Here is a 14,528-nt window from a genome sequence, read left to right on the forward strand (position 1 = left end):
GATTCACCGCCGAACCACGAACCACCGCCAACACCGGATGACCATTCGCCACCGCATCCGACAACCGCTCCACCAACAACACCCCGACACCCTCGCCGAACCCGGTGCCGTCAGCCGCGCCCGCGAACGCCTTGCACCGGCCGTCCGGGGCGAGCCCGCGCTGCCGGCTGAACACGATGAACAGCTCAGGGCTGTTCATCACCGTGACACCACCGGCGAGGGCCAGATCGCACTCGCCCGAGCGCAGCGACCGCACCGCCAGATGCAGCGCGACCAGCGACGACGAGCACGCCGTGTCCACCGTCACCGACGGGCCCTCCAGGCCGAAGACGTAGGACAGGCGGCCGGAAATCACGCTCGGGGAGTTGCCCGAGCCGAGGAAGCCCTCCACCTCCTCGGGCACGTTGCCGATCAGGCGCACGGCGTAGTCGTGGTGCATGACGCCGGCGAACACGCCGGTGCGGCTTCCGCGCAGGGTGCCCGGGTCGATCCCGGCGCGCTCGAACACCTCCCAGCTGGTCTCCAGCAGCAGCCGCTGCTGCGGGTCCATGGCCAGCGCCTCGCGCGGCGAGATCCCGAAGAAGCCCGCGTCGAACTCGGCGGCGTCGTAGAGGAAACCGCCTTCCCGGGCGTACGAGGTGCCGGGGCGCGACGCGTCGGGGTCATAGATGTCCTCGACGTCCCAGCCGCGGTCCGCCGGGAACTCGGAGATCGCGTCGGTGCCGCTGGCGACCAGGTCCCACAGCTGCTCCGGCGAGCTCACACCGCCGGGGAAGCGGCAGCCCATCGCGACGATCGCGATCGGCTCGTCGGCGCCCGCGACAGCGCTGCGCCGGGCGGGAACCGCGGGAATGCGCTCGGTGTCGCCGGCCAGCCGGGCGTCGAGGAAGGCGGCCAGCACCTCGGGGGTCGGGTGGTCGAACACGAGGGTGGCCGGCAACCTCAGGCCGGTGGCGAGGTTGAGGCGGTTGCGCAGGTCGACCGCCGCGAGCGAGTCGAAGCCGAGATCCCGGAACGCGCGCCCCGGCTCCACCGCGCTCGCCGAGCCGTGGCCCAGCACCGCGGCGACCTGGGTGCGCACCAGCTCCCCCAGCTCGCGTCGGCGCTCGGCGGCGGGCAGGGCGACCAGCCGGCTCGCGGGCGCACCGGCCGCGACGTCACCGGCGAGCGGGCCCGAGGCGGCCCGGCGGGTGACCGGGCGGACGACGCCGTGCAGCAGCCTCGGCACCGGTTCCGTCTCCGCGCGGGCCCGCAGCGCCGCCACGTCGAGCAGCATGGCGACCAGCAGCGGCTCCTCGGTGGCCGTGGCCGCGTCGAACAGTTCGAGGCCCTGCTGGTCGGTCAACGCCGGCATGCCGGAGCGGGCGATGCGGCGGCCCTCGTCCTCGTCGAGGTGCCCGGTCATCGCACTGCGCTGCTCCCACAGCGTCCAGGCGATCGACTGGCCCGCGAGTCCGCGGGCCCGGCGGTGCTGGGCGAGCGCGTCCAGGAACGCGTTGGCGGCGGCGTAGTTGCCCTGGCCCGGGCCGCCGAAGACACCGGCGGCGGAGGAGAAGAGCACGAACGAGCGCAGCTGCCGGTCGGCCGTGAGCTCGTGCAGGTGCAGCGCGGCGTCCACCTTGGGCCGCAGGACCGCGGCGATCCGCTCGGGGGTGAGCGACGTGATGATCCCGTCGTCGAGCACTCCCGCCGTGTGCACCACCGAGGTGAGTGGATGCTCGGCCGGGATGGCGTCGAGGAGCTCACGCAGCGCCGCACGGTCGGCGACGTCGCAGGCGACGACGGTGGCCCGAGCCCCCAGTCCGGCGAGCTCGTCGACGAGGGCGGTCGCACCCGGCGCGGCGAGACCGCTGCGGCTGGTGAGCACCAGGTGGCGTGCCCCGAGCGTGACCAGGTGCCGGGCGACCCGGGAGCCGAGCAGGCCGGTGCCGCCGGTGATCAGGACCGTGCCGGCCGGATCGAACGCGATCCCGCCGCCCTCGGCCGCGGCTACCCGGCTCAGGCGGGGCGCGTGCGCCTCACCGGCGCGGATCGCCACCTGGTCCTCTTCGGTCGCGGCGAGGACCGCGGCGAGCGCGGCGATCTCCCCCGGATCGTTCGGATCGTGGACGTCGGCCAGCACGAAGCGTCCGGGGTGTTCCGACTGCGCCGAGCGGACCAGGCCCCAGACCCCGCTGAGCGCGAGATCCGTGACCTCGTCAGCGGCCGTGACCGCCACCGTGCCTCGGGTCAGCAGGACCAGCCGGGAGCCGGCGAGCCGCTCGTCGGCGATCCAGCCCTGCAGGAGCGCCGCGACTTCGCGCACGGCGCGATGGACGGCGGCGGCGCCGTCCGCCGGATCGGGCGCGTATCCCTCCAGCGGCATCACGACGAGCTCGGGCGCCGTCGCACCGGCGGCGACGGCGGCGCGCACCGCGTCCACGTCCGGGTAGCCGCCGGCGCCCAGCACGACCGGTTCGGCAGCGCCGGCAGTGCCAGCTGAGCGGCCGGCGACCCGTACCGGGGTCCAGTCGAGGCGGAACAGCGACTCGCGCCGGACGGCCGCCGCGCGGGGCGCGGTGGCCGGGCGCAGCAGCAAGGCGTCGACGGACGCCACCGGTTGACCGGCGGTGTCCCACGCCCACACCGACACGGCGTTCTCGCCGGCGGGTGCCACCCGGGCCCGCACCGACGAGGCACCGTGGGCGTGCATGGCCGCCCCCGTCCAGGAGAACGGCATCCGGCCGGTCTCGGCGCCGGACAGACCGGTGACGTGCAGCACGGCGTCGAGCAGGGCGGGGTGCAACCCGTAGAACGCGGCCTCGGCCTGATGCTGCGGCGGCAGGCTCGCCTCGGCGTAGATCTCGTCGCCGAGCTGCCAGGCGGCGCGCAACCCCTGGAACACCGGCCCGTACTCGAATCCACCGGACGCGAAACGCTCGTACAGCCCGGTCAGGTCGATCGGCACCGCGCCCGGCGGCGGCCAGGCGGCCACGATGTCCCCGGTCGCGGACACGTCCGGGGACAGCATGCCCTGGGCGTGCCTGGTCCAGGGGTCGTCCGGTCCGGCGTCCGCGGGCCGGGCGTGCACGCTGATCGGCCGGTGCCCGTGACCGTCGGGTGCGCCGACGGTCAGCTGTACGTCCACGGCGCCCGAGCCCGCGAGGGTGAGCGGGACCTCGATCGTGAGCTCCTCCACCCGGCGGCAGCCCACCCGTTCCGCGGCGCGGGCGGCGAGCTCCAGGAAGGCGGTGCCGGGCAGCAGCACGGAGCCCTGCACCCCGTGTTCGCCGAGCCACGGCTGGATGCGGGTGGACAGCCGCCCGGTCAGCACCAGCCCTTCGCCGGCCGCGAGCGTGACGACGGCCCCGAGCAGCGGGTGGTCGGCGGGGGCGAGCCCGGCGGCGGCCACGTCCCCGGTGATCGGGCCGGAGTCCTCGAGCCAGTACCGCTCCCGGGTGAACGGGTAGGTGGGCAGGTCGACGTGGCTGGCGGGCACGGAGGCGTGCGCCGGCCGCCAGTCCACGCCGAAACCGGCGGCCCACAGCTCGGCCAGCGACCCGTGGAACCGGTCCAGGCCGGCGTCGTCGCGGCGCACGGTGGCGCACACCAGGGCGTCGGAGCCGGCGGCGCGTGCGGTGTCCTCCAGCGCGACGGTGAGCACCGGGTGCGGGCTGACCTCGACGAAGGCGCGCAGCCCGTCGTCCACCGCGGCGCGGACGGCCTTCTCCAGCTCGACGGTCTGGCGCAGGTTCCGGTACCAGTAACCGGCGTCGAGGCCCGCCGTGTCCATTGCCGCACCGGTCACCGTGGAGTAGAAGGGGATCTCGGCCGAGCGCGGGGTGACGCCGGCCAGCAGGCCCAGCAACTCGTCGCGGATCTGCTCGACCTGGACCGAGTGCGAGGCGTAGTCGACCGGGATGACCCGCGCCCGCACGTCATCCGCGACGAGCTCCGCGACGAACGCCTCGATGTCGGCGGGATCACCGGCCAGAACAGTCGACGACGGACCGTTGACCGCGGCGACAGACAGCCCGCCCGACCGGCCGCTCAGACGTTCAGTGACATCAGCGACCGGCAACGGCACAGACGCCATACCACCCCGCCCGGCCAACGCCGCGATCGCCTGACTCCGCAACGCGACGACCCTCGCCCCGTCATCCAGCGACAACCCACCAGCCACCACCGCCGCCGCGATCTCACCCTGACTGTGCCCAACCACCGCATCCGGCACCACACCAAACGACCGCCACAGCTGCGCCAACGACACCATCACCGAAAACAACACCGGCTGCACCACATCAACCCGCTCCCACACATCACCCCCAAACACCCGATCCCGCAACGACCAACCCACAAACGGCGACAACGCCGCCTCACACTCCACCATCCGCTGGGCGAACACAGCAGACTGCTCCCACAACTGCCGCGCCATACCCACCCACTGCGAACCCTGACCCGGAAACACGAAGACGGCGCGGTTGGTGCGGATGTCACCGCCGCGCACCAGGGTGGCCGACGGCCGATCGTCGGCAAGGGCGTCCAGGTCGGTGGCGAGCGCGGCGCGGTCCGCCGCGATCACGACGGCGCGGTGCTCGAAGGCGGCCCGGGTGGTGGCCAGGGCCCGCCCGGCCGCGTCGAGGTCGAGGTCCGGGTGCCCGGCGAGGTACGCCCGAAGCTGCCGCGCCTGGGCGCGCAGCCCGTCCCGGTCGCGCGCGGAAACCAGCCACGGCACCGGGACGGCAGGCGTGCGCCGGGCCGTGGCATCGGGCTGCTGGGACTGCTCAGACTGCTCAGCCTCGACCGGATCGGGCCGCTCGATGATGACGTGCGCGTTGGTGCCGCTGATGCCGAAGGAGGAGACCGCGGCCCGGCGCGCATGGTCCGTATCCGGCCACGGCACGGGCTCGGTCACGAGCCGCACGGTGCCACGGGACCAGTCCACCTGGGAGGTGGGGTGCTCGGCGTGCAGGGTCGGCGGTACGGTGCCGTGGCGCATCGCCATGACCATCTTGATGACTCCACCGACCCCGGCGGCGGCCTGGGTGTGGCCGATGTTGGACTTCAGCGAGCCGAGCAGCAGCGCTCGATCCGGGGTACGGTCCCGGCCGTAGGTCGCCAGCAGCGCCTGGGCCTCGATCGGGTCGCCGAGGGCCGTGCCGGTGCCGTGCGCCTCGACGACGTCCACCGCGTCGGGCTTCAGCCGCGCGTCGTTCAGGGCGCTGCGGATGACCCGCTGCTGCGCCGGACCGTTGGGTGCGGTCAGCCGGCTGCTCGCGCCGTCCTGGTTGACGGCGCTGCCGCGGACCACGGCGAGGACCGGGTGACCGTTGCGCCGGGCCTGCGAGAGCCGTTCCAGCAGGACCATGCCGACGCCCTCACCCCAGCCGGTGCCGTCGGCCTCGTCGGCGAAGGACTTGCACCGCCCGTCGCCGGCCAGCCCGCCCTGCCGGCTCATCTCGGTGAAGGGCACGGGCGTCGACATCACCATGGCACCGCCGGCGAGGGCCAGCGAGCACTCCTGCCGTCGCAGCGAGTGCGCCGCCAGGTGGATGGCCACCAGCGACGAGGAGCACGCGGTGTCCACGGTGATCGCCGGGCCCTCCAGGCCGAGGGTGTAGGAGATCCGGCCCGAGGCGACGCTGTCGGACATGCCGTTGCCGATGTATCCCTGCACATCCTCCGGAATCCGGTTCAGCCGGAGGGCGTAATCCTGGTACATGACGCCCGCGAACACACCGGTGTCGCTCCCGCGCAACGTGCTCGCGTCGATGCCGGCCCGCTCGAACGCCTCCCACGCCGTCTCGAGCATCAGCCGCTGCTGCGGGTCCATGGCCAGGGCCTCACGCGGCGAGATGTTGAAGAACGCCGCGTCGAAGTCACCGACCGCGTCGAGGAAGCCGCCCTCGGCCGAATAGGTGCTGCCCGGCCTCTGCCGGCTCGGGTCGTACAGGGAGTCCAGGTCCCAGCCGCGGTCGTCGGGGAACGCGCTCACCGCGTCCGTGCCGGATAGGACCAGGCGCCAGAGGTCCTCCGGGGTGCGGACGCCGCCCGGGTACCGGCAGCTCATGCCGATGATGGCGATGGGCTCCTGGTCTCTTGCCTCCACCTCGCTGAGGCGCTTACGGGTGTGGTGCAGGTCCGTGGCCACCCGCTTGAGGTAATCGCGAAGCTTGTCATCGTTCACAGGAATCGTCACCTTCAGCCAGGGCGGGACGGGATGGACGGCCGGTCATGACATCCCAAGCTCGTTGTCGATGAAGTCGAAGAGCTCGTCATCGCTCGCCTCGTCCATGCGCTCCTCGACCAGGACATCCGCCGAGCCGGAGCCCGCGCGCAGCTTGGCGAGCAGGATCTGCAGGCGGTTCAGCACCTCGGGGCCGGCCTGGCCACCGTCGAGCGCGCTTTCCAGGAGGTCGATCGCGGCCACTCCCGCCGGCTCCGGTTCGGCATCGTCCGGCACCAGTTCGGCGGCGAGATGGCGGGCGATCGCCGCCGAGGTCGGGTAGTCGAACAGCAAGGTCGCGGGCAGCCGCAGGCCGGTCCCGGCATTGAGCCGGTTGCGCAGCTCGACCGCCGTCAGCGAGTCGAAGCCGAGCTCCATCAGGCCGCGATCGCCGTCGACCGCGGCCGGGTCCGCGAACCCGAGCGACGTGGCCGCCTGCTGCCGGACGAGCTCCAGCAGCAGGCGCTCCCGCTGGACCTCGGACTGGCCACGCAGCCGCCGGATCAGCGACGCCGCGGCGTCCGGCGCGGCGGTGGTGCCGACGGCTCGACGCACCGGGGTCCGCACCAGTCCGCGAAGCAGGCTGGGGTGACCGGCGCTCGCCATCGCGTCCAGATCCAGCCGCAGCGGAAGTACCGCCGGCTCGCCTGCGGCGACCGCCACGTCGAAGAGGCGTACGCCCTCCTCGGGTGTGAAGGCGAGGATGCCGCCGCGTGCGATGCGCCGCAGGTCCGCCTCGTCGAGGCCGCCGCTCATGCCGCCCTCGGTGGCCCACAGACCCCAGTCGAGGGACACCGCCGGGAGCCCCGCCGCGCGACGGCGTTGCGCCAGCGCATCGAGGAAGGCGTTGGCCGCGGCGTAGTTGCCCTGGCCCATGCCGCCGAAGACGCCGGCGATCGAGGAGAACATCACGAACGCCGACAGATCCATCCCGCGGGTGAGCTCGTGCAGGTGCAGGGCGGCGTCCACCTTCGGGCGCAGCACCTCGCGCATCCGCTGCGGGGTCAGCGCGTCGAGGACGCCGTCGGACAGCACACCGGCGGCGTGCACCACGGCGGTGAGTGGATACGCCGCGGGCAGCCCGGCGATCAGCGTCGCGAGCTGGTCCCGGTCGGCCACGTCGCACGCCATGACCTCGGCGTGCGCGCCCAGCTCGCCCAGTTCGGCGCACAGCTCGGCGCAGCCGTCGGCGTCAGGCCCGCGCCGGCTGGTCAGCAGCAGCCGCCGGACACCGTGCTGGGACACCAGATGCCGGGCGATGTGCCGGGCGATCGCGCCGGTACCGCCGGTGATCAGCACGGTGCCCTCGCGTCCCCAGTCGGGGGACGCCGGCGTGTCGATACGCGCGACCCGCGCGAGGCGCGCCTGATGCGCCACCCCGGCGCGCAGCACCAGTTGCGGCTCACCCGAGCCGACCGCGGCCGGCAGGGACGCCAGCGACGCGGGGTCGCCGTCCAGGTCCACGATGACGAACTGGCCGGGGTTCTCGGTCTGCGCGGTTCGCACCAGTCCCCACACCGCCGCGTGGGCCAGGTCCGTCACGTCGGCGTCCGGGCTCACCGCCGCGCCGCCACGGGTCACCAGCAGCAGTGTGGCGCCACGGAACCGCTCCTGCGCGAGCCAGTCCCGCAGGAGCGCGAGGGCGTACTCGGTGGCGGTCCGGACCGCCGACGCCTCGTCCCGCCCTGGGGCGGCCTCGACCGGGATCGGGGCCACCACCACGCGGGGAAGATCCGCGTCACCGGCCGTCAGCGCGGCGAGGTCACCCACCGCGCGGGTGACGCCGGCCGCGGCCCACCGCGGCTCCTCGTCGCCGAGGACGACCCAGTCCGCGAACGCCGCGGCCGGCGTCGCGCGCAGCGGCAGGACGGGCCACTCCACCCGGAACAGCTCGTCGTGCTGCCCGGCCGGGCGGGTAGCGCGTACCTGGTCGGCGGTGACCGGTCGAAGGACCAGCGAGCGCACCGAAGCGACGGGTACGCCGGCCGCGTCGGCCGCGAGAACCTCCACGGCTTCGCGACCCACCGGCCGCAGCCGCAGGCGCAGCGACGAGGCCCCGGAGGCGTACAGGCGCACGCCGTTCCAGGCGAACGGCAGCCAGCTCTGCGCGGACCCCTGCAGCACCCCGAAGGTCAAGCCGTGCAGCGCGCTGTCCAGCAGGGCGGGGTGCAGCCCGTACCGGGCGGCGTCGGGCTGCTGCCCTTGCGGCAGTGCCGCCTCGACGTACACGTCGTCGCCGAGCCGCCAGGCCGCCCGCAGCCCCTGGAAGGCTGGGCCGTAGGCGAAGCCACCCAGCTCGAACCGCTCGTAGAGGCCGTCCGTCTCGATCGGCTCGGCGCCCGCCGGCGGCCATTCGGCCAGGTCCGGCACGACGTCCCGCCCGGCGACCGTGAGCAGGCCGCTCACGTGGCGGGTCCACGGCTGCCCGGACGGCGCGTGTTCCGGCCGGGAGTGCACGGCGATCGTGCGGCTTGCCCCGTCACCGGCGGCGCCGACCGACACCTGCAGCATCACCGCTTCCTGCGGCCCGATCACCAGGGGCGCCTCGAGCAGCAGCTCCTCGACCTCGTCGCAGCCGGCCTCGTCGCCGGCCCGCATCGCCAGCTCGAGCAACGCCGTGGCTGGGAAGAGCGCCGAGCCCAGGATGCTGTGGTCGGCCAGCCAGGGGTGGCTGCGGGTGGACAGCCGGGTGGTGAACAGGAACCCGTCCGAGTCCGCGAGCTGCACCGCCGCGCCCAGCAGCGGATGCTGGGCCGCTCGCAGGCCGGCCGATGCCACGTCGCCGGTGGCGGTGGTGGCCTCGAGCCAGTAGCGCTCACGCTGGAAGGCGTACGTGGGCAGGTCCACGTGCCGGTCCCGCGGGCCGGTGAAGAACCGCGCCCAGTCGACCGGCATGCCGCGGGTGTGCACGTGAGCCAGCGCCGCGGTCACCGACCAGGTCTCAGCACGGTCTCTGCGCAGCACCGACACGAGGGCCTCGGGGTCGACGCCCCGGTCCGCCAGGCAGTCGCGGCCCATCGCGGTCAGCGACTGGTCCGGTCCCAGTTCGAGGAAGCGGGTGACCCCTTCCTCGGCCAGCCGGCAGATGCCGTCGTGGAAGCGGACGGCCTCGCGCACATGGGCCACCCAGTAGTCGGCCCCGCAGATCTCGTCGGCGCTCGCCACCCGGCCCGTCAGGTTCGACACCACCGGGATCTGTGGCGGCTGGAAGTCCATGGTCTCGGCCACTCGGCGGAACTCGTCGAGCATCCCGTCCATGTGCGGCGAGTGGAAGGCATGGCTGACCGTCAGCCGCCGAGCCTTGCCGCCCAGCGACTGCCAGCGGGCGGCGACGTCCAGCACCACCTCCTCGTCGCCGGAGATCACCGTCGAGGCCGGACCGTTGATCGCCGCGACCGAGACCCGGTCCGACAGGCCGCCCAGCAACGGCTCGACCTGATCCAGCGAGGCGGTCAGCGCGACCATCGTGCCCCCCTCGGGCAGCGCCTGCATGAGTCGCCCGCGGGCCGCGACCAGCCGGGCCGCGTCGGGCAACGACAGGACGCCGGCGACGTGTGCCGCGGCGAGCTCGCCGATCGAGTGGCCGAGCAGCATGGCCGGGATGATGTTCCAGTACTCCAGCAGGCGGAACAGCGCGACCTCGAGCGCGAACAGTGCCGGCTGGGTGTATGCGGTGGTGTCCAGCAGCGCGGCCTCGGCCGAGCCGGCCGGCGCGAACATCACCTCCTGCAGCGGCCGGTCGAGCGCCGCGTCCAGCTCCGCGCACACCGCGTCGAACGCGTCGGCGAAGACCGGGTAGGCGCGGCGCAGCTCGGCACCCATGCCGAGACGCTGGCTGCCCTGTCCGGAGAAGAGGAAGGCCGTCTTGCCCTCGCCGGAGGTGCCGCGCACCACACCGGGCGCGGTCGCGTCGGAAGCCAGCGCGCGCAGGCCGGCGAGCAGCGCGTCCCGGCTGTCCCCCACGACGGCGCCGCGGTGCCCGAAGGCGCTGCGACTCGTCGCGAGCGCTCGGCCGACATCGGGGATGCTCAGCGCGGGGCGGGCCTGCACGTATGCCAGTAGCCGCTCGGCCTGCGCCCGCAGGGCCGGCGCGCTGCGGGCCGAGACGAGCCAGGGCACGGCACGGCCGGTCCGGGCATCGACATCCGGGGCCTGGGCGGCCGGGGCATCGACAAACGGGGCATGGTCGGCTGGGGCATCGAGGAGCGGGGCATCGCCGGCCGGAACGTGCTCCAGGACGGTGTGCGCGTTGGTGCCGCTGACGCCGAAGGACGACACCGCGCAACGGCGGGGGCGGCCGGTCTCGGGCCACGACGTGTTCTCGGTCAGCAGCGACACCGCGCCCGAGGACCAGTCGACCAGCGGCGTGGGCCGGTCCACGTGCAGCGTCCGGGGCAGCAGACCGTGCTGCATGGCCTGCACCATCTTGATGACCCCGGCCATGCCGGCGGCGGCCTGGGGGTGGCCGATGTTGGACTTCAGCGAGCCGATCAGCAGCGGCTGGTCGGCAGGGCGGCGCTGGCCGTACGTGGCCAGCAGCGCCTGGGCCTCGATGGGGTCGCCGAGCCGGGTGCCGGTGCCGTGTGACTCGACCGCGTCGATGTCGGCGGCGCTGACCCCGGCGTTGGCGAGTGCCTGCGTGATGACGCGCTGCTGGGACGGGCCGTTCGGCGCGGTGAGCCCGTTGCTGGCACCGTCCTGGTTGATGGCCGAGCCGATGACCAGCGCCAGTACGGGGTGGCCGTGGCGCCGTGCGTCGGAGAGTCGTTCGAGGACCACGACGCCGGCGCCCTCGGACCAGGCGGTGCCGTCGGCCGCGGCGGCGAACGGCTTGCAGCGGCCGTCCGCGGCGAGTCCGCCCTGCCGGCTGAACTCGACGAACGAAGCGGGGGTGGCCATGACGGCGACGCCGCCGGCCACCGCGATCGGGCACTCGCCGCCGCGCAGGGCCTGGGCGGCGAGGTGGATGGCCACGAGCGACGAGGAACAGGCGGTATCCACGGTCACCGCCGGGCCCTCCAGGCCGAGGGTGTAGGCGATGCGGCCTGAGACGACACTGCCGGCGCTGCCCAGGCCCAGATAGCCTTCGATCTCCTTGGGTGGCTGCTGGGCGCGGGCACCGTAGTCGTGGTAACTGGAGCCGACGAAGACGCCGGCCTGGCTGCCCTTGAGCGTCAGCGGGTCGATGCCGGCCCGCTCGAACGCCTCCCACGTGATCTCGAGCAGGAGCCGCTGCTGGGGATCGATCGCCAGCGCCTCCCGGGGCGAGATGCCGAAGAAGGCCGGGTCGAACTCGTCGGCACGGTGCAGGAATCCGCCGTGCCGCGTGTAGGACGTGCCCGCCTGCGCGGGGTCGGCCGAATACAGCTCCTCCAGGTCCCAGCCGCGGGTGCTGGGGAACGGGGTGATCGCGTCGGTGCCGTCGACCACGAGCTTCCACAGATCCTCGGGCGACTCGACGTCGCCGGGGAAACGGCAGCTCATGGCCACGATGGCGATCGGGTCGTCGGCCGGCTGCGCCACCGGGGCGGCGGGGGCCGCCGGGGCCACGGACGCCGGCTGGAGACCGGCCTCGGCCTCGACCAGCTCCGCCAGGTGCCGCACCAGGACGGTCATCGTGGGATGGTCGAAGACCAGCGTCACGGACAGCCGCAGTCCGGTGGCCGCGGCCAGCCGGTTGCGCAGGTCCACCGCCGTCAGCGAGTCGAAGCCGAGGTCCCGGAAGACGCGGCCGGCCTCGAGGGCGGCCGGGTCGGCGTGGCCGAGCGTCTCCGCGACCTGCACGCGGACCACGGCGAGCAGCTCCTCCTCGCGCTCGGCCGGGGACAGTCGCGCGAGCCGGGCGACGAACGAGTCGCCGTCGCGGGCACCACCGGCACCCGTGCCCTCGCCGAGAAACGGCACCGCCTCCGGCAGGTCACGCAGCGTGGTGTTGGGCCGCAGCGTCACCGAGACGCGGGTGAACCGCTCCCAGTGGAAGCCGGAGACGATCAGCCGGGCCTCGCGCCGCGCCAGGGCGGCACCCAGCGCGGCGAGGGCCAGTTCCGGCTCCATCGGCTCCAGGCCGGCCCGGACCAGACGATCCGCCTCGGACGCGGCCGCGCTGTTGCCGGACCACAGACCCCAGGCCACCGAGGTGGCGGGCAGCGCACGGGCTTGCCGCCGCTCCGCCAGGGCGTCCAGGAACGCGTTCGCGGCGGCATAGCTTCCCTGGCCCGTACCCGGCAGGGTGGCGGCCAGCGAGGAGAACAGGACGAAGGCGTCCAGTTCCAGATCCCGGGTGAGCGCGTCGAGGTGCACCGCGGCCTGGACCTTGGGGCGCAGCACAGCCGCGGTGCGCTGCGGGGTGAGGCTGTCGAGGACACCGTCATCCAGGACACCGGCCGCGTGCACGACGGTGCGCAGCGGGCGGTCGGCCGGGATCGAGGCGAGCAGAGCGGCGAGGGCGTCGCGGTCGGCGACGTCGCAGGCCACCGCGACCGCCTCCACGCCCACCTCGGTCAGCGAGGTGACCAGGGCGTCGACGCCGGGAGCGGCCGGTCCCTTGCGGCTGGCGAGCACGATACGCCGCGCACCGGCACGCGCCAGCCAGCGGGCGACGTGCGCGCCGAGCGCGCCCGTGCCGCCGGTGATCAACGCGGTACCGGAGGTGGCCCATTCGGTGTCCGAGCCCGGCTCGGCCGGTGCGGCCCGCACCAGGCGCCGGGCGAAGACGCCGGAGCCACGGATGGCGAGCTGGTCCTCGCCGTCCAGGCCCGCGAGGACGCGTGCCAGCCGGCCGAGCACCCGCTCGTCCCACTGCCCGGGAAGGTCGATCAGGCCGGCCCACCGCTGCGGGTACTCCATGCCGGCGACGGCGCCGAGGCCCCAGATCATCGCCTGGTGCGCGGCGGTGACGGTGTCGGCACGCCCGACCCGGACCGCGCCGGCGGTGGCGGCCCACAGCGGCGCGGTGACACCGGCATCGCCAAGCGCTTGTACCAGGGTGGTCGTGAGCGCCAGGCCGGCCGGCACGGCGGGCTCCTCGTCGGAGGTGTCGTACGCGAGGGCGAGCAGTGCCAGCACCCCGTCGGGCGCGCCCTCGGTGAGACGGCTGCGCAGGTCCTCGGCGACGGCCGCGCGGTCGTCGTCGCCGATCGGCACGGTGACGACGGTGGCGCCGTGCCCGTGCAGCACGCCCGCGCAGGCGGTGACGGCCGGATCCGCCGCCGCTGCGGCCGGTACGAGCAGCCACCAGGTGCCGGCCAGGACGGGGGTGTCCCCGCCGGTGGTGAGGGGCTTCCAGGTCACCCGGTAGCGCCAGTTGTCCACGATGGATCGGTCGCGACGTTCACGGTGCCAGGACGACAACGCGGGCAGAACCGCCCGCAGGGAGGCTTGTGCCTCCTCGTCCGCCATCCGCAACGTGCTCGCCACGGTCGCGTGGTCACCCTGTTCCACCGCCGTCCAGAAGCCGGCGTCGGCGGGATCCACACCGGCCGGACCGGCCTCGGCCGAATCCGCGGCCGGCGCCGCCAGCCAGTACCGCGAGCCCTGGAAGGCGTACGTCGGCAGTTCGACCCGGCGGGCACCGGTGCCGGCCAGCACGGCGTCCCAGTCGATGCGTACGCCGTGTGCGTGCAGCGTGCCGAGCGAGGCGAGGAAGCGCTCCAGCCCGCCGTCGGCCTCGCGGAGGGTGCCGGTCACGCACCCGGCGACACCCGCCGATTCCACCGCCTGCTGCAGCCACAGCGACAGCACCGGATCCACGCTGATCTCGACGAAGACGGTGTGCTCGGCACGAAGCAACGCGGTGACGGCCGAAGAGAAGGCGACGGGCTCCCGCAGGTTGCGGTACCAGTACTTGGCGTCCAGCAAGGTGGTGTCCACGCGCTCGCCGGCGACCGTGGAGTAGAACGCGACCTGCGAGGACTGGGGCACGACCTCGGCGAAGGCCGCCTGCAGTTCGGCCTGCAGCCGCTCGACCTGCGGCGAGTGCCCGGCGAACTCGACGCCGGGAAGGGGCCAGGACATGACGCCCGCGTCGGCGAGACGCTCGCTGATCTCGTGCAGGGCGGCCTGGTCGCCGGAGACCGTCACCGAGCTGGGGCCGTTGACGGCGGCTACCGAGACCCGGTCCGCCCAGGGCCGCAGCTGCTCGCTGACCTTCTCGACGGAGGCCGCGATGAACAGCATCCCGCCGTGACCGACCAGAGGCAGCAGCGCCTGGCTGCGCAGTGCGACGATCCTCGCCCCGTCCTGCAGCGACAACCCACCAGCCACCACCGCCGCCGCGATCTCACCCTGACTGTGCCCCACCACCGCATCCGGCACCACACCAAAC

At 74.0% G+C, this 14,528-nt stretch carries 2 protein-coding genes; both read right to left on the reverse strand.

Features of this window, described 5'->3' with window-relative positions; genetic code table 11:
* Positions 1-6,166: type I polyketide synthase (locus AB0367_RS37920; RefSeq protein ID WP_366231357.1), on the reverse strand; the 6,166-nt coding region annotated here is incomplete at its 3' end.
* A 45-nt stretch (positions 6,167-6,211) separates the two neighbouring features.
* Positions 6,212-14,521 carry an SDR family NAD(P)-dependent oxidoreductase gene (locus AB0367_RS37925; RefSeq protein WP_366231358.1) on the reverse strand — a complete coding sequence of 2,770 codons (8,310 nt, stop codon included), beginning with the start codon at positions 14,519-14,521 and terminating at the stop codon, positions 6,212-6,214.
* Positions 14,522-14,528 lie beyond the last annotated feature (7 nt).

The organism is Dactylosporangium sp. NPDC051484, assembly GCF_040689395.1.
Classification (GTDB): domain Bacteria; phylum Actinomycetota; class Actinomycetes; order Mycobacteriales; family Micromonosporaceae; genus Dactylosporangium.